At 77.8% G+C, this 17,093-nt stretch carries 15 protein-coding genes; 13 read left to right on the plus strand and 2 right to left on the minus strand.

Annotated features, from left to right (window positions below):
- Window positions 1–83 precede the first annotated feature (83 nt).
- The 13 genes from PHY01_RS00770 (at window position 84) to PHY01_RS00830 (ending at window position 14,806) form a co-directional block, all read left to right on the plus strand.
- The gene (locus PHY01_RS00770; protein ID WP_141276211.1) at window positions 84–2,102 is read left to right on the plus strand and encodes a primosomal protein N'; all 2,019 of its coding nucleotides are present in this window, start codon (window positions 84–86) and stop codon (window positions 2,100–2,102) included.
- Between the two features lie 48 nt (window positions 2,103–2,150).
- Window positions 2,151–2,699, plus strand: a complete 549-nt coding sequence (gene def / locus PHY01_RS00775; protein WP_141276212.1) for a peptide deformylase — start codon at window positions 2,151–2,153, stop codon at window positions 2,697–2,699.
- A 28-nt stretch (window positions 2,700–2,727) separates the two neighbouring features.
- Window positions 2,728–3,654, plus strand: a complete 927-nt coding sequence (fmt, locus tag PHY01_RS00780) for a methionyl-tRNA formyltransferase (protein WP_141276213.1) — start codon at window positions 2,728–2,730, stop codon at window positions 3,652–3,654.
- A complete protein-coding gene (locus tag PHY01_RS00785) occupies window positions 3,651–5,090 on the plus strand; it encodes an RsmB/NOP family class I SAM-dependent RNA methyltransferase (RefSeq protein ID WP_141276214.1) in 1,440 nt (479 codons plus the stop codon). The genes fmt and PHY01_RS00785 overlap by 4 nt, the downstream gene beginning before the upstream one ends.
- Window positions 5,091–5,145: 55 nt before the next feature.
- The gene (locus PHY01_RS00790) at window positions 5,146–7,902 is read left to right on the plus strand and encodes an ATP-binding protein (protein WP_141276215.1); all 2,757 of its coding nucleotides are present in this window, start codon (window positions 5,146–5,148) and stop codon (window positions 7,900–7,902) included.
- A gap of 85 nt (window positions 7,903–7,987) precedes the next feature.
- Window positions 7,988–9,304 carry an alpha/beta fold hydrolase gene (locus PHY01_RS00795; protein WP_141276216.1) on the plus strand — a complete coding sequence of 439 codons (1,317 nt, stop codon included), beginning with the start codon at window positions 7,988–7,990 and terminating at the stop codon, window positions 9,302–9,304.
- 40 nt (window positions 9,305–9,344) lie between these two features.
- Window positions 9,345–10,025 carry a ribulose-phosphate 3-epimerase gene (gene rpe, locus PHY01_RS00800; RefSeq protein ID WP_141276302.1) on the plus strand — a complete coding sequence of 227 codons (681 nt, stop codon included), beginning with the start codon at window positions 9,345–9,347 and terminating at the stop codon, window positions 10,023–10,025.
- A 77-nt stretch (window positions 10,026–10,102) separates the two neighbouring features.
- Window positions 10,103–10,717: a riboflavin synthase gene (locus PHY01_RS00805; protein WP_141276217.1), complete on the plus strand. Its 615-nt coding sequence runs from the start codon at window positions 10,103–10,105 to the stop codon at window positions 10,715–10,717.
- A gap of 10 nt (window positions 10,718–10,727) precedes the next feature.
- On the plus strand, window positions 10,728–12,032 hold the full coding sequence (locus PHY01_RS00810) for a bifunctional 3,4-dihydroxy-2-butanone-4-phosphate synthase/GTP cyclohydrolase II (RefSeq protein WP_141276218.1): 1,305 nt from the start codon (window positions 10,728–10,730) through the stop codon (window positions 12,030–12,032).
- Window positions 12,029–12,511, plus strand: a complete 483-nt coding sequence (ribH, locus tag PHY01_RS00815; RefSeq protein WP_141276219.1) for a 6,7-dimethyl-8-ribityllumazine synthase — start codon at window positions 12,029–12,031, stop codon at window positions 12,509–12,511. The genes PHY01_RS00810 and ribH overlap by 4 nt, the downstream gene beginning before the upstream one ends.
- The gene (locus PHY01_RS00820; protein WP_246085591.1) at window positions 12,508–12,960 is read left to right on the plus strand and encodes a PH domain-containing protein; all 453 of its coding nucleotides are present in this window, start codon (window positions 12,508–12,510) and stop codon (window positions 12,958–12,960) included. The genes ribH and PHY01_RS00820 overlap by 4 nt, the downstream gene beginning before the upstream one ends.
- A 64-nt stretch (window positions 12,961–13,024) precedes the next feature.
- On the plus strand, window positions 13,025–14,041 hold the full coding sequence (locus PHY01_RS00825) for a beta/alpha barrel domain-containing protein (RefSeq protein ID WP_141276220.1): 1,017 nt from the start codon (window positions 13,025–13,027) through the stop codon (window positions 14,039–14,041).
- A gap of 48 nt (window positions 14,042–14,089) precedes the next feature.
- Window positions 14,090–14,806 carry an HAD-IA family hydrolase gene (locus PHY01_RS00830; RefSeq protein WP_141276221.1) on the plus strand — a complete coding sequence of 239 codons (717 nt, stop codon included), beginning with the start codon at window positions 14,090–14,092 and terminating at the stop codon, window positions 14,804–14,806.
- Between the two features lie 128 nt (window positions 14,807–14,934).
- Here PHY01_RS00830 and PHY01_RS00835 read toward each other — a convergent pair whose 3' ends face one another.
- On the minus strand, window positions 14,935–15,663 hold the full coding sequence (locus PHY01_RS00835; RefSeq protein WP_141276222.1) for a DUF2786 domain-containing protein: 729 nt from the start codon (window positions 15,661–15,663) through the stop codon (window positions 14,935–14,937).
- A gap of 66 nt (window positions 15,664–15,729) precedes the next feature.
- Window positions 15,730–17,025: a proprotein convertase P-domain-containing protein gene (locus tag PHY01_RS00840; protein ID WP_141276223.1), complete on the minus strand. Its 1,296-nt coding sequence runs from the start codon at window positions 17,023–17,025 to the stop codon at window positions 15,730–15,732.
- Between the last annotated feature and the right edge of the window lie 68 nt (window positions 17,026–17,093).

A 17,093-nucleotide genomic window follows, 5' to 3' on the forward strand; every position in this document is an offset into this window, starting at 1 on the left:
CCGGTCGGCGCGCGGCCATCCGGACCAGTGGGGGCGGGCGGGCCCGGCCCGGCGCCGTCGGGGGCGTCCTGCACGATGCCGGGGTGACCACGGCCCGGAGCACCCCGCAGCGGGGGGAGTGGGTCGCCGCGGCGCAGCGGCCCGTCGCGCGGGTGGCCGTCGACGTGGCGCTGGCGCACCTGGACCGCACGTTCGACTACCGCGTGCCCGCCCACCTCGACGCCGACGCGCGGCCCGGGGTGCGGCTGCGGGTGCGCTTCGCCGGGCGGTTGGTCGACGGCTACCTGCTCGAGCGCGTCGACGGCTCGGAGCACCGGCTGGCCTGGGTGGAGAAGGTGGTCTCGCCCGAGCCGGCGCTCAGCGACGAGGTGGCGCAGCTGTGCCGGGCCGTCGCCGACCGGTGCGCCGGGGTGTTCGCCGACGTCGTGCGGCTCGCCGTGCCGCCGCGCCACGCGCGCGTGGAGAAGGAGGTGCGCGACCCCGCACCGGCGCCGCTCGCCCCGGAGCCGGACCCGTCCGGGTGGTCGCGCTACCGGCACGGCGCCGCCCTGCTCGCCGCGCTGGCCGGCGGGCGGGCGGCGCACGCGGTGTGGCAGGCGCTGCCGGGGGAGGCGTGGCCGGCGCGGCTGGCCGAGGCGGCGGTGGCCACCGCGGCGGCCGGGCGCGGGGCGCTGATCGTGGTGCCCGACCAGCGCGACGTCGACGCGGTGGCCGCCGCGCTGGAGCAGCGGGTCGGGGCGGGGGCGGTCGTCGCGCTCACCGCCGAGGCCGGCCCGGCCGAGCGCTACCGCCGCTGGCTCGCCGTGCGCCGCGGGCAGGTGCGGGTGGTCGTCGGCACCCGGGCGGCGGCGTTCGCACCGATCGTCCGGCCGGGCCTGCTGGCCGTCTGGGACGACGGCGACGACCTGCACGCCGAGCCCCGCGCGCCCTACCCGCACGTCCGCGACGTCCTGGTGGGCCGCGCGCACGCGGCGGGCGCGGCGCTGCTGGTCGGCGGGTTCGCGCGCACGGCCGAGGCGCAGCTGCTCGTGGAGTCGGGCTGGGCCCGGGAGGTGGTGGCCGACCGCGCGGAGGTGCGCGCGGCCATGCCGCGGATCGAGGCGCTCGGCGAGGGCGACGGCACGCTGCTCGCCCGCGACCCCGACGCCCGCGCCGCGCGCCTGCCGCACGTCGCGTTCGAGGCCGCCCGCGCCGCGCTGGCCGCCGGGCGGCCGGTGCTGGTGCAGGTGCCGCGCTCGGGCTACGTGCCGTGGCTGTCGTGCGGGCAGTGCCGCGAGACCGCCCGGTGCCGGCACTGCGCCGGTCCCCTCGGGCTGCGGCCCGGCGCCGACCCGGGCTCGCCCGCGCTGCCGCACTGCCGCTGGTGCGGCCGCCCGGACCCGGCGTTCCGCTGCCCGGCGTGCGGCTCGCGGCGGCTGCGCGCCGGCGTCGTCGGTGCCGGTCGCACCGCCGAGGAGCTGGGGAGGGCGTTCCCCGGCGTCGCGGTGCGCGCCTCCGGCGGCGGGGCCCCCGTGCTCGCCGCGGTGCCCGCCGGGCCGTCGCTGGTCGTCGCCACTCCCGGCGCCGAGCCGCCCGCCGACGGCGGCTACGGCGCCGCCCTGCTGCTCGACGGCTGGGCGATGCTGGCCCGGCCCGACCTGCGGGTGGCCGAGGAGACACTGCGCCGCTGGCTGGCCGCCGCCGCGCTGGTCGTCCCGCACACCGCGGGCGGCCGCGCCGTCAGCACCGCCGAGGCCGCCCTGCCGGTGGTGCAGGCCCTGGTCCGCTGGGACCCGGCGCACCACGCCGCCGCCGAGCTCGCCGCCCGCGCCGAGGTGGGGTTCCCGCCCGCGGTGCGGATGGCGGCGGTGGAGGGCGTGCCCGCGGCCGTCGCCGAGGTGGTCGACCAGGTGTGCGCGGCCGTCGAGGCGGAGGTCCTGGGGCCGGTGGAGATCGAGCCGGTGGCGGCCGACGGCGTCGAGCGCGAGCGGGCCCTGCTGCGGGTGCCGCGGGCCCGCGGGCGGGAGCTGGCCGCGGCCCTGCACGCCGCCCAGGCCGCGCGCACCGCCCGCAAGGCGCCCGATCCGGTGCGGGTGCGGCTGGATCCGGTCGCCGTCGAGTGAGGTGGCAGAATCGGTGTCCGCCCCCCGAACCGCCGTCGTAGGAGATCCGTGCCCGTCCAGCCCGTCCGCCTCTTCGGTGACCCCGTGCTGCGCACGCCCGCCGAGCCCGTCACCACGTTCGACGCGGAGCTGCGCAAGCTGGTCGCCGACCTCACCGACACCATGCACGACGAGGGCGGAGCCGGGCTGGCCGCGCCGCAGCTCGGGGTGGGCCTGCGCGTGTTCACCTACGACTGCGACACCTTCTCCGGGCACCTGGTGAACCCGACGTTCGAGGTCGTCGGCGACGAGGAGCAGGTCGGCCCCGAGGGCTGCCTGTCGATCCCCGGCCTGGCCTGGGAGTGCCGCCGCCACCTGCACGTCGTCGCCCGCGGGTTCGACCAGCACGGCGAGCCGGTGGTGGTGGAGGGCAGCGAGCTGCTGGCCCGCTGCATCCAGCACGAGACCGACCATCTCGACGGCGTGCTGTTCGTCGACCGGCTCGACCCGGCGACCCGCAAGATCGCGATGGCCGAGATCCGGGCGGCGGAGTGGTTCGGCGAGCCCGCGCCGGTGATCCGGGAGAGCCCGCACCCGCTGTTCGGGAAGGTCCGGTGACGCCGCCGGTGCGGCCGGTGGGCGGCCCGTGAGGCTCGTCTTCGCGGGCACCCCCGAGCCCGCGGTGCCCGCCCTGCGCGCGCTGCTGGCCTCGCCGCGGCACGAGGTGCTCGCCGTCGTCACCCGCCCCGACGCGCCCGCCGGCCGGGGCCGCCGGCTCGCCCGCTCGGCCGTGGGCGCCGTCGCCGACGAGGCCGGCGTCCCCGTGCTGACGCCCGCGCGCCCGTCGGAGCCGGACTTCCTCGACGCCCTGGCCGCCCTGGAGCCGGACTGCTGCCCGGTCGTCGCCTACGGCGCGCTGGTGCCGCGGGCGGCGCTGGAGATCCCCCGGCACGGCTGGGTCAACCTGCACTTCTCGCTGCTGCCCTCGTGGCGGGGCGCCGCGCCGGTGCAGGCCGCGATCCGGCACGGCGACGACATCACCGGCGCCAGCACGTTCCTGATCGAGGAGGGCCTGGACACCGGGCCGGTGTTCGGCGTCGTCACCGAGGTGGTCCGGCCGACCGACACCGCGGGTGACCTGCTGGGGCGCCTGGCCGGGTCGGGTGCCGACCTCCTGCTGGCCACCATGGACGGCATCGCCGACGGCTCACTGGTGCCGCGCGCCCAGCCGGCCGACGGCGTCACGCACGCGCCGAAGGTGCGCACCGACGACGCGCGCGTCGACTGGACGCACACCGCCGACGTCGTCGACCGCACGATCCGCTCGGTCACCCCCGACCCGGGCGCGTGGACCACCTTCCGCGGCGAGCGGCTCGGCCTCGGCCCGGCCCGGCCCGTCGACGGCGGGCCGCTGAAGCCGGGGGAGCTGGCGCCGGAGAAGCGCCGGGTGCTCGTCGGCACCGCGGGCGGGGTGCTGGAGCTGGGCGAGGTGCGCCCGGTGGGCAAGCGCGCGATGCCCGCGGCCGACTGGGCGCGCGGGGTCCGCATCGAGGCGGGGGAGCTGCTGACATGACCGCCCGGAACCGATCGACCGGCGACCGCAGGCCGGGGGTCCGTCGCGGGTCCGGGCCGCCGCGCGGGCGCCAGGGCCCCGCGCGCCCGCCCGAGCCCGACCTTCCGCGCCGGGCCGCGCTGGAGCTGCTCACCGCGGTGCGCGTGCGCGACTCCTACGCCAACCTCGCGCTGCCCGCGATCCTGCGCCGCCACCGGCTGCACGAGCGCGACGCCGCGCTGGCCACCGAGCTGGGTTACGGCACGCTGCGCGCCCAGGGCCTGCTCGACGCCGTGATCGCGCACTGCACCGACCGCCCGCTGGCGAAGGTGGAGGCCCCGCTGCTCGACGCCCTGCGGCTGGGGGCCTACCAGCTTCTGCGCATGCGGGTCCCGGCCCACGCCGCCGTGCACGCCACCGTCGAGCTGGTGCGCGCCGACTCCGGCTCGCGCCCGGCCGGGTTCGTCAACGCGGTGCTGCGCCGCGTCGGCGAGTACGACGAGGCCGCCTGGGTGGCCCGGCTCGCACCCGACGCCGGGGAGGACCCGCTCGGGCACGCCGCGTTCGCCCACGCCCACCCGCGGTGGATCGCCCAGGCCTTCGCCGACGCGCTGGGTGACCTCGACGAGCTCGACGCCGCACTCGCCGCCGACGACGCCCGGCCCGTGGTGCACCTGCTCGCGCGGCCCGGGGAGATCACCGCCGAGGAGCTGGCGCTGGCCACTGGGGGCACCGAGGGCCCCTACTCGCCCTACGCGGTGCACCTCGACGCCGGCTCCGGCGCGATCGGCGACCTCGACGCGGTCGCCGAGGGCCTGGCCGTCGTGCAGGACGAGGGCAGCCAGCTCGTGGCCCTCGCGCTGACCCGCGCCGCCACCACGGGCGACGACACCGGCCGCTGGCTCGACCTGTGCGCGGGCCCCGGCGGCAAGGCGGTGCTGCTCGGCGGGATCGCACAGATGGACGGCGTCGCCGTCGACGCCGTCGAGTCCGGCGAGCACCGCGCCGAGCTGGTGCGCCGGGCCGTCGACGGGCTGCCGGTGACCGTCCACCACGCCGACGGCCGGGCGGCCCCGCTGCCCGACGCGGGCTACGACCGCGTGCTCGTCGACGCCCCGTGCACCGGCCTGGGCGCACTGCGCCGGCGCCCCGAGGCGCGCTGGCGGCGCACCCCCGAGGACGTCCCGGGCCTGGCGAAGCTGCAGCGCGAGCTGCTCACCGCCGCGCTGCGCCACGTCCGGCCCGGGGGAGTGGTCGCCTACGTCACCTGCTCGCCGCACCTGTCGGAGACCGTCGGCGTCGTCACCGGGGTGGCCCGGCGGGCGAAGGCGGAGCTGCTCGACGCCCGCGCGCTGCTGCCGGGCGTCGACGACCTGGGCGAGGGACCCACCGTGCAGCTCTGGCCGCACCGGCACGGCACCGACGCGATGTTCCTGGCGCTGCTGCGCCGCCCGTGAGGCCCGGGCCGCACCGTCCCTCCCGTGCGCGCCGCCGCGCCGCCATACTCGGCCCGTGCCGCTGTCCCCACTGGTCGGGCGCCGGGCCGAGCTGACGGCCCTGCTCTCGGCGTGCGGCTCCGGCGGGGTCACCCTGGTCACCGGGGAGGCCGGGATCGGCAAGACCCGCATCCTGGACGAGGTCGCGGAGCGGGTGGGCGGCGGGGCGGAGGTCCTGCGCGGCCATGCCGTCCCCGGCGGGGGCCCGTTCCGCCCGCTGGTCGAGGCGCTGGTGCGGGCGTCACCGCCCCGGCTGGCCACCGACCCCGCGCTCGTCCCGTTCCGCGCCGTGCTGGCCCGGCTGCTGCCGGGCTGGCCGGTGCCGCCCGCGGCGGGTGCGCACGTCGTCGACCCGGTGGTGGTGCTCGGTGAGGCCGTCACGGCGCTGCTGGGTGTGCTGGCCGGCACCGGGCCGCGGGTCGTGCTGCTCGACGACCTGCACTGGTCCGATGCCGACACCCTCGCGGTGCTGGAGTACCTGGCCGGGACGCGGCCGCCCGTCCGGCTGATCGGTGCGGCCCGGGTGGACGCCCCGGCCGACGGCCTGGCGGCACTGCGGCGGCACCCGGCCGTCACCGAGGTGCCGCTGGCACCGCTCACCGCCGACGAGGTCGCGGCACTGGCCGGCCAGGTCGGCGGGGGCGTGCCGGACCCGGACGCCGCCGCGCTGCTCACCGCCACCGCCGACGGGCTGCCGCTGCTGGTCGAGGAGCTCACCACCGGCCTGGTCCGCAGCGGCGGGCTGCGCCGCGAGGCGGGGCGGCTGGGCGTCGCGGGCACCCCGGCGCCGCGCGTGCCCGACCCGTTCGCCCGGCTCGTCGAGGCCCGCCTCACCGCACTCGCCCCCGCCCACCGTGACCTGGTCGTCGCCGCGGCGGTGCTCGGCCCGGAGCTGGACTGGGCCCTGCTGGTGCCCGCCACCGGGGCGCCGGAGCGCGACGTGGCCGCGGCCCTGCGCGCGGCGCACGGGGCGGGCCTGCTCGTCGACGGCCCGCGCTGGCGGCACGCGCTGACCCGCGACGCCGTGCTCGCCACGCTGAGCGGGCCCGAGCGGGCCGTCCACGCTGCCGCGCTGGCCACGGCCCTGGACGCGGCCGGGGCCGACGCCACCCGGCCGGGGCTGGTCGCCGACCTGCACGCGCGCGGCGGGCGGCCCGGCCGGGCCGCCCGGCTGCTGGTCGACCAGGCCGCCCGCAGCACCGCCGCGGGCGCGCTGGCGGCCGCGTCGGCCGTCCTCGACCGCGCCGTCGTGCTCGCCGCGGGCGACCCGGCGCAGCGCGCGGCCGTCGCCACCGAGCGGGTGCGGGTGCTGGCGCTGCGCGGGCGCGCCGACGAGGCGGTCGCCGCCGCCGACGCCGCGCTCCCCGGGGCCGTCGGGGCCACCCGCACGGCGCTGGCGCTCGCGGCCGCCCGCGCCTGCGTCGCGGCCGAGCGGTTCGCCGAGGCCGACCGCTACCTGGACCAGGCCGGGGACGGTCCGGCGGTCGCCGCGCTGCGGGCGCACGCCGCGCTCGGCCTCGGCGACCCCGCCACCGCCCAGGCGGCGGCCCGGCGGGCGTCGGACGCGGACGACCCGGCCGTCGCGTGCGAGGCGCTGGAGGCGCTGGGCCGGGTGCTGCGCCGCCCCGACCCGGCGGGCTCGCGGGCGGCGCTGACCCGGGCCGTCGAGATCGCGGCCCGGCACGGCCTGGCGCCCTGGCGGATCCGGGCGCTGGCCGAGCTCGGGGCCGGCACGATGATCGAGCTCGGCGGCACCGCCGAGCTGGAGCGGGCCGCGGAGCTGGCCGTCGAGTCCGGGATGCTCGGCACCGCCGTGGCGCTGGAGCTGCAGATCACCGTCGGCACCGTGGCGATCGAGGGATACGTCGCGGCGTCGCGGCGCGCCCGCCGCTGCGCCGAGCGGGCGGGCCGGCTCGGGATGGCGTCGGCCCGGTCCTTCGCGCTGCTGTTCGCGGCCCGGGGACAGGTGTTCGCCGGGTCGCTGGCCGAGGCCGAGGCGCTGCTGGACGAGGCACAGACCGGCAGCGCCGAGCCGCACCTGCGGCTGGCCCGGTCCGGCCTGCGGGCCCGCGACGCGTGGCTGTCCGGCGACGACGCCCGCGCGGTCGAGGGCATGGCGGCCGGCGTCGCCGCGCTGCGGACGGCGCCCGGGTCGAACCCGGCCCCGCTGTGGGGCGAGTGGGCGCTGCTGCGCACCGTGCTCGACCCGTCCGACGCCGGGCCGCGCGGGGAGCTGCGCGCCTCCGACGTGATGGTCAACCTGCTCAACCGCGCCGCCCTGCACTACGCCGACGCGGTCGCGGCCTCGGCCGCCGGTGACGCCGCCGCGGCGGCCGTGGCGTTCGCCCGGGCCGAGACGGTGGCCGCGGACCAGCCCTACTACCGCCACCTGTTCCGCGCGCAGCTGCTGCCGCGGGCCGGATCACCCGGCCTCCCCGACCCCGCAGGTCTGCTGCGCGAGCAGCTGGCCTTCCTCGCCGGGCGGGGCGAGGACCGGCTGACCGAGCTCGCCCGCCGCCGGCTGCGCGCGCTCGGGCTGCCGGTGCCGCGTCCCGCCCGCGACGTCGAGCCGGTCCCGGCGCCGCTGCGCGCCCGCGGGGTCACCGGGCGCGAGCTGCAGGTGCTGCGGCTGGTCGGGGCCGGCCTGTCCAACCCCGAGATCGCCGCGCGGCTGCACCTGTCCCCGCGCACCGTCGAGACCCACGTCGGGCGGCTGCTGGCCAAGACCGGGGCCGCGCGGCGCGCCGAGCTGGCCCGGCACCTGCCGACCTGATCCGGGCCTGGGTACGGGATCGCCCGTCCTGGGTCCGTACGGCACCCGGATCCGGGGCAGGGCCCGCGGCGCGACGGTGGTCGCCATGACCACCACCCGTAGGACCACGTCCACGCACCGCCTCGTCACCGACCTGTTCCGCGCCATGGCCGACGGCACGGAGGCCGACCTGGCCCGGCTCGTCCACCCGCGGGCCCACGACCGCGAGGCCGTCATCGGCCCGCCCGCCGCCCGCACGCCCGGGCCCGCCGGCTGGTGGGCCTCGACGGCGTGGCTGCGCGCCGGGTTCTCCGAGCTGTCCTGGGAGCTGCACGAGATCCTGGTCGACGACGACCTCGCCGCGGTGCACACCACCATGTCCGGCCGGCACACCGGGGCCTACCACCGCTACGGCCCGGACGGCTCGGTCGTGGCCGTGCGCCCGCCGACCGGGCGCCCGTTCGCGGTGACCCAGACGCACTGGTTCCGCACGGCCGACGGCCTGCTCGTCGAGCACTGGGCCAACCGCGACGACCTGGGTCTGGCCGGCCGGCTCGGGTGGCTCGCCGCGCCGGGCGGGGGCGGCCCGGCCGCGGCCGCCCGCCGGATGGACGTCGGCGACGCCGAGCTGGAGTACTGGGAGCGCGGCGCCGACGCCCCCGGCCCGGCGGTGCTGCTCGCGCACGCCGGGATGTTCGGGGAGTGGTTCCGGCCGGTGTTCGACCAACCCGCCCTCGACGGGCTGCGGGTCGTCCGCGTCCACCGCGCGGGCTACGGCGGGAGCTCGCGACCGGACCGGCCGTTGAGCCTGGCCGACCACGCCCGGCAGTGCTGCGCGCTGCTCCGCGGGCTCGGCGTCGACCGGGCGGTCTGGGTCGGCCACTCCTCCAGCGCGTGCATCGGGCTGCAGGCCGCGCTGGACGACCCCGACCTGATCGAGGGCCTGGTGCTGCTGGAGCCGGCGCCCCGGCCGGCCGGGCCCGCGGCGGAGGAGACGAACGCCCGGGTCGTCGGGCCGGTCATGGCGGCGCTGGCCGACGGGGACGTGGCCCGCGCCGCCGACCTGTTCCTGCGCGGGGTCGACGGCCTCGACTACCGCGCCCTGCTGCGGGCCCGGCTCGGCGAGGACGCCCCCGACCGGCTCGCCCGCGACGCCGCCTACTTCCTCACCGACGAGATCCGGGCCGCGGCCGTGGACTGGCGGTTCGACGCCGCTCTCGCCGCCCGCGTGCGGGCCCGGACGCTGCTGGTGTGCGGGGCCGAGAGCAGCCGGACGACCCCGATGTTCGCCGAGGCGGTCGCGCTGCTCGCGGAGTGGATGCCCGGCGCGCGGTCGGTCGAGCTGCCCGGCGTCGGGCACGGCATGCCGCTGCAGGACCCGGTGGCGGTGGCCCGGCTGGTGGCGGACTTCGTCCGGGCGTGAGGGCCCGCGGCGGGGCCCGTACCCTCGCGGCGTGCACCCGATGATCGCCCCGAGCATGCTGTCGGCCGACTTCGCCCACCTCGCCGACGAGGCCGCCGCCGTCGCCGGGGAGGCCGGGGCCGACTGGCTGCACATCGACGTCATGGACGCGCACTTCGTGCCCAACCTCACACTGGGCCTGCCGGTCGTCGAGTCGCTGCTGCGGGCGACCGACATCCCGCTGGACTGCCACCTGATGATCGAGGACCCCGACCGCTGGGCGCCGGGCTACGCGGAGGCGGGCGCGCACAACGTCACCGTGCACGCCGAGGCCGCCGCCGACCCCGTCGCGCTGGCACGGAACCTGCGCGCGGCGGGGGCGCGGGCGGGCCTGTCGATCAAGCCCGACACCCCGCTCGAGCCGTGGGTCGAGGTGCTGCGCCACTACGACACGCTGCTGGTGATGAGCGTGGAGCCCGGTTTCGGCGGGCAGAGCTTCATGCCCCGGGTGCTCGACAAGGTGCGCACCGCGCGCCGCCTCGTCGACACCGGGCACCTGACGCTGCTGGTCGAGATCGACGGCGGCATCAACGCCGACACCGTCGAGGCCGCCGCGGAGGCCGGGGTCGACTGCTTCGTGGCCGGGTCGGCCGTCTACGGGGCCGACGACCCCGCCCGCGCCGTGGCGGCCCTGCGCGACCGCGTGCGCACGGCCGCACCGCACCGGGCCTGGACCGCCTGACGGGCCCGGCGCGGCCCGGGGGATGATCCGGGTGCGCCCGCAGGTTGGTACGGGCAGGAGCGGAGAAGGGCGGCGGGATGTTCACCGGCATCGTCGAGGAGATGGGCGAGGTCCTCGCCGTGCGCGAGAGCGCCGAGGTGGTGGAGTTCACCGTGCGCGGCCCCCTGGTCACCACCGACGCCGGGCACGGCGACTCGATCGCGGTCAACGGCGTCTGCCTCACCGTGATCGACCCCCACGGCAGCACCGACGGCACGTTCCGCGTCGAGCTGGTGCCCGAGACGCTGAAGCGGTCGAGCCTGGGCGCCGTCGCGGCCGGCACGCCGGTGAACCTGGAGCGGGCCGTCCCGGTGTCGGGCCGCCTGGGCGGGCACATCGTGCAGGGCCACGTCGACGGCGTGGCGACGCTGATCTCGCGCACCCCCGCGGAGCGCAGCGACGAGCTGCGGTTCAGCCTCGCCCCCGACCTCGCGCGCTACGTGGTGGAGAAGGGGTCGATCACCGTCGACGGCGTGTCGCTGACGGTCGCCTCGGTGGGCCCGGACTCGTTCACCGTCGCGCTGATCCCCACGACCCTGGCGCACACCACTCTGGGGATCCGGCGGGCGGGGGATACCGTCAACATCGAGGTGGACGTCCTCGCGAAGTACGTGGAACGGCTGGTCGGCGGGTACGGCGGCACGGCCCGATGAACGTGACCCGATGAACGTGAACGGTGGAGATGTGGACAGCGACACGGACGGCAGGCCGCGCGGCGGCACCGAGGCCATCGAGAAGGCCCTCACCGACCTGAAGGCCGGCAAGGCCGTGGTGGTGGTCGACGACGAGGACCGCGAGAACGAGGGCGACCTCATCTTCGCCGCGGAGATGGCGACGCCCGAGCTGGTGTCGTTCATGGTGCGCTACACCTCCGGCTACGTCTGCGTGGCGCTCACCGAGACCGAGTGCGACCGCCTCGACCTCCCGCCCATGCACCACACCAACTCCGACAGCTTCCGCACCGCGTTCACCGTCACGGTCGACGCCCGGCTCGGGATCACCACCGGCATCTCGGCAGCCGACCGCGCCCACACGATCCGGCTGCTGGCCGACCCGTCGGCGGGGCCCAACGACCTGGTCCGCCCCGGCCACGTGCTGCCGCTGCGGGCCCGCGAGGGCGGCGTGCTGCGCCGCCCCGGCCACACCGAGGCCGCCGTCGACCTGGCCCGGCTGGCGGGGCTCGCCCCGGCCGGTGCGCTGTGCGAGATCGTGTCGCAGAAGAACGAGGGGGAGATGGCCCGCGGCGAGGAGCTGCGCGTCTTCGCCGACGAGCACGACCTCACGCTGATCACCATCGCCGACCTCATCGCCCACCGGCGCCGCTTCGAGAAGCACGTCGTGCGCGTGGCGCAGGCCCGCATCCCCACCGCCCACGGCGACTTCACCGCCTTCGGCTACGACTCGCTGCTCGACGGCATCGAGCACATCGCGATGGTCCGCGGCGACATCGGCACCGAGCTCGACACCGGCGAGGACGTGCTGGTGCGGGTGCACTCCGAGTGCCTCACCGGCGACGTCATGGGCTCGCTGCGCTGCGACTGCGGACCCCAGCTCGACGCGGCGCTGGCCGCGGTCGCGGAGGAGGGGCGCGGCGTCGTGCTCTACATGCGCGGGCACGAGGGCCGGGGCATCGGCCTGCTGCACAAGCTGCAGGCCTACCAGCTGCAGGAGGCCGGGGCCGACACCGTCGACGCCAACCTCGCGCTGGGCCTGCCCGCCGACGCCCGCGACTACGGCATGGGCGCGCAGATCCTCGTCGACCTCGGTGTGCGGTCGATGCGGCTGCTCACCAACAACCCGGACAAGCGCGCCGGACTGGAGGGCTACGGCCTCGCGGTCACCGGCCGGGTGCCGCTGCCCGTGCGGGCGGTGCCGGAGAACCTCGCCTACCTGCGCACCAAGCGCGACCGGATGGGCCACGACCTGCCCGACCTCGACGCGCCCGGCGCGGCCGGCGTCCCGTCGTGAGCGGCGAGGGCCGGCCCGTCGTCGGGACCCTGCCCGACGCCGGTGGCCTGCGGGTCGCGGTGGCCGCCACCAGCTGGCACGCCGACATCGTCGACCTGATGCTGGAGCGCGCGGTGTCGACGGCCCGCGAGGCCGGCGCCCCCGACCCCACCGTGGTGCGGGTGTCGGGCACCGTCGAGCTGCCGGTGGTCTGCCAGGAGCTCGCCCGCACCCACGACGCGGTGGTGGCGCTCGGCGCCGTCATCCGGGGCGGCACGCCGCACTTCGAGTACGTCTGCGACGCCGTCACCGACGGGCTGACGCGGGTGGCGCTCGACGAGCGCACGCCCGTCGGCAACGGGGTGCTGACCTGCGACAACCACGACCAGGCCGTCGACCGCTCCGGCGGGCCCGGCGCGTCGGAGGACAAGGGCGCGGAGGCCTGCCTGGCCGCCCTGCACACCGCGGTGCTGCTGCGCGACCTGAGGAAGGGCCCGTGACGGTGACCGAGGAGCGCGAGACGCTGACGCTGCGCCCGCTGCGGGCGGCGGTGATCTCCTGGGCGTCGGCGGTGGTGATCGTCGTGCTGTTCACGGTGATCGCGCTGGTGCTGCGCAACAGCGACACCGGGGTGATCTTCCGCGTCGCCGACCAGGTGGCGCTCGTCGTCATCGGCCTGTTCTTCGCGGCGGGCTGCCTGCTGATGGCCCGCCCGCGGGTCCGGGCCGACGCCGAGGGCATCGAGATCCGCAACGTGTTCGCCACCCGTCGCTTCCCGTGGACCGAGGTGCAGCGCGTCGCGTTCCCCGACGGCGCGTCGTGGGCCCGCATCGACCTGCCCGACTACGAGTACGTGCCGGTCATGGCGGTGCAGGCGGTCGACGGGCAGCGCGCGGTCGAGGCGATGCGCCGGCTGCGCGCCCTGCACGCGGCGGCCCACGCGAGCTGAGGTGCGGCGACGGTCACGGGCCCGGCCGGTACGGGGCCGGGTGGGCCGCACGTAGCATCGTGGCGTGTTGCGAGCCAAGCAGGTCCCCGACCACGGCGAGGTGCGGCTGGGCGACATCGTGCTCCGCAACCGGCTGGTCACCTCCTCGAGCCTGCTGGGCTACGGGGTGGCGAACTCCCCGCTGCTGCCCTACGGCATGAGCCCGGTGTCGCTGTTCGTGCCGCTGGAGCGCTTCGGGGCCGTCACCACCCGCACGCTCACCGTGGAGCCGCGCGAGGGCCACTTCAGCACCCGCGACGACTACTCCCTCGGCGAGCTCCCCGGCCTGCTCCGCCGCTACGGCCGGGTGCTGCGCCGCACCGACGGCGGCTGGCTCAACGCGTTCGGCTGGTGCAACGTGGGCATCGAGGCCTACCTGCGCGACTACCACCCCCGCACCCGCGGTCAGCGCACGATCATCTCCCTCGGCGGCTTCTCCGGCGAGGAGCTCGTGACGCTGGTGGACCGCGTCAACGCCGCCGTGCCCGCCGGGGACATCGCCGCGGTCGAGCTCAACGTCAGCTGCCCCAACGTGAACGTCGACCTGTCCACGATCCTGGACGAGGTGCTCGCCGAGGCCGTGCCGCGCAGCAGCCACCCGGTGATCCTCAAGCTGTCCCCCGACCACGACTACGTGCGCAGCGCCCGCGCCGCCGCCGCGGCCGGGGTGTCGGCGCTGACCGCGATCAACACCGTGAAGGCGCTGCGCCTGGACCCCCGCACCGGCGAGCCGTTCCTGGCCAACCGCTACGGCGGCCTGTCCGGGCGGGCGATCAAGCCGATCGGGCTGCGCGTGGTGTCGGAGCTGCGCGAGGCCGGCGTGACGCTGCCGATCATCGCCACCGGCGGCGTCCGCACCGTCGACGACTGCCGCGAGTACTTCTGGGCGGGCGCCGACGCGGTGAGCCTCGGTAGCGCGGTGTGGCTGGCCAGCTACCCGGGGTACGCGCTCGCGCCCCTGCGCGCGCTGCACGTTCGGCGCGTCCTCGACGCCGTTCGGCGCTGGGACACCCCGCCCGGACGGCCCGTCGCCGCGGCCTGAGCCACGATCCGCCGGGGCGGCTCCGCTGCTCCGGAAGGAGTAACGGCGATGACCGTGTCCCCCCGGCCGGGCACCCCGGACCGCCCCCGCGCCGACGACCGCCGCCCGCGGGTCGTGCTGTTCGACGTGTTCGAGACCATGTTGCAGGTCGATGCCCTCGGCGCCCGGTTCGTCGACGTCGGGCGCCCCGCCCACGAGTGGGAGCTGTTCTTCACCCGCACCCTGCGCGACGGGATGGCCCTGACGCTCGCCGGGTCGACCCCGCCGTTCGGCGACGTGGCCCGCGCCGCGCTGCGCACCACCACCGGCCACACGCTCTCCGACGAGGCGCTCGACCACGTGCTCGCCGGCTTCGCCCACCTGCCCCCGCACCCCGACGTGGAGCCCGCGCTGCAGGCGCTCGCCCTGGCCCGGGTGCCCACCTACGCGTTCACCCACGGAAGCCCCGGCACTGCCTGCGACGCGCTGGACCGGGCCGGTCTGCGCACCTACCTGCGCGGCGTGCACTCGGCCGAGGCGATCGGCGCGTTCAAGCCCCCGCCGCGGGTCTACGACTGGGTGTGCGAGCAGGTCGACTCGGCTCCCGAGCGCACCGCGCTGGTGGCCGTGCACTCCTGGGACGTGCACGGGGCGGTGCGCGCCGGGCTGGTCGGGGCGCTGGCGACCCGGCTGGAGGGCCGGGTGTCGGCCGTCGTGGACCCCCCGCACGTGAGCGCCCCCCGCGTGGACCTCGTGGTCGACCGCCTGCTCGCCCTCCCCGCCTGACCGCACCCCCCGGGCGGAGGTGCGGTTCGGACACAGGGTCCGGGCTCGCGCAGAGGGTCCGGGCCCGCGCACGGGGTGCAGCCTGTGCGACGGGCCGCGGGGTGTGCGACGGGCCGCGGGGTGTGCGCTCACCGGCCCAGGGCCGGGGAGCGGGCGGGGGTGACCCGGGGGTGGCCCAGATCGGCACGGGCGCCGGCCCGGGTGCCCGCCCGGACGCCGGACCCGGTGAGCATCGAGCGGCGGGCGCGCCCGAGCTCGGGGAACGCCTCCGCCCACGCCCGCTCCACCCGCTCGCGCCGGTCGGCCAGCACCAGCGCCACGGACGGGCCGTGGGCGCCGGGGGTGGTGCCCGCGGCCTCGCGCTCGGCGTCCTCGTGCGCGGCGGCGAGCCTGCGGTGGACCTCCACGGCGAACCCGTGCAGCCAGGACCGCCGGTAGGCCGCGACCGACTCGCGGGGATCGGGCGGGCGCAACCGCACCAGCTGCGAGGTCGCCTGCAGCAGCAGCGAGGTGTGCAGCAGCTCCACCCGCGCCCGGTCCGACGCGTGCCCGAACACCGTGACGGCCGTGACCCGCCCGCCGCGGACGCCGTGCAGCACGCAGCGGCAGCCGAACGCGCTGCCGACCCAGCCCAGGAGCCGCGCCTTGCCCGCGCTGTACGGGTCGTCGACGGCGATGCGGGTGGCCCCGATCTCGTCGTCACCGGGACGGGCGGCACCCAGCAGCGCCTCGTCGATGCCGTGGCGGGCCATCAGCTGCACGGCCTTGGCGGTGTAGGCCTGCGCCTCCTGCGCGGTGGCGGCCCCCTCGGCCTTGGCGAGCAGCTTGCGGACCGTGTCGAGCTTGTCGGCACCCATCCCGCACCCCCTTCGAACGCGTGTTCGTGACGGGGACAGGGATAGCACGCGGGACCGACAGCCGGCTCAGCCGTTGACGGTGACCGACCAGTCCTGGAGCGTGCCGGTGTCGACGATGACGGCGTCGAGCACCCGCAGCCGCCACGGCCCGGCCAGCGGTTCCCCGACGAGCGGGGCGAGCGGCGACCCGGGCGCGGAGGAGTCGAGGCTCAGCGTGATCGTCCCCCCGCTGGACAGCCCCGCCTCGCGTTCGGTGAGCACCACGGTGCGCCCCAGCGGCGAGCGCAGCTCCACCCGCAGGTCGCTGCTGATGCCGTGGGCGATCGTGACGTCGACGGCGACCCGGTCGACGGTGCCGTAGCCGCCCAGGTCGACGACGTCGGTGACGCCGAGGAGATCGTCGTCGTCCGGGATCGCCAGGCCGGGGGCCGACGATCCCGTCGCCGGGGCGGCGGAGGGGACGGGCGCGTCCGCGGCGGCCGGGTACACGACGATCTCCCAGCTGTTCAGCGTGCCCGGGTCCGCGCTGACCTCGTCGGACAGCGTCAGCGCCCAGTCCCCGGCGACCGGGCCGCCCTGCAGGTTCAGCAGCGGCGACGACGGCTGGGTGGTCGAGAGGGTGACCCGGCCCGCGGTGTCGGAGCGCGGGAAGACCACGGCCTGGCGCCCCGCGGGGGAGGTGAGCACCCCGGTGATCTCCCGCGGGAACCGGTGCTGCAGGTCCAGCACCACGTCGATCCGGCCGACCGTGGCGTCGCCGGTCAGGGTGATCGTGCTGGTCGCGCCACCGGGGGTGTTGTCGGGGATCGCCAGTGCGGCGGTCGAGGCACCCCGGGCGACGGGGGTGTCGGGGTCGGGCGCGCGGTTGAGCAGCACCACCACGACGACGGCCGCCACGATCGCGACGGACGCCACCACCGCGGCGACGATGATCCCGGTGCGCCGCCCGCGTCCGGGCGCCGGCGCCGGCGCCCCGCCGTACGCCGGGTTCCAGCCGGCCTGGCCCGGCCCGTACGCGCCGGGGTCGCGGCCGTACTGCTCGCCCCCGTACGGGGAACCGGGGTAGGGACCCGCGGCCTGCGGACCGGCCGGGTACTGGCCCGGCCCGGGGTACTGGCCGGCCCCCGGGTACTGGCCCGCCCCGGGGTACTGGCCCGCGCCCGGGTACAGGGCGGTCTCCGGGTACTGGCCCGCCCCGGGGAGCTGGCCGGCACCGGGGTGGTGCCCGGCCCCCGGGTACTGGGCGGTCTCCGGGTGCTCGGCGTCCCCGACCGGGGCCTTCCCGCCGTCCGGCGACGCGCCGGTGGTGGACCAGCCGCCCTGGTTCCACCCGGCGGGGGGAGGTCCGGTCGGGTCGGTCATGGTCGCCTCCGGGTCGGTCGTCTCCGTGTCGGATCGTCGTCGGGGCACGCGTCGTTAGCAATACACCC

It is taken from the genome of Pseudonocardia hydrocarbonoxydans (genome assembly GCF_006539565.1).
Taxonomy (GTDB): domain Bacteria; phylum Actinomycetota; class Actinomycetes; order Mycobacteriales; family Pseudonocardiaceae; genus Pseudonocardia; species Pseudonocardia hydrocarbonoxydans.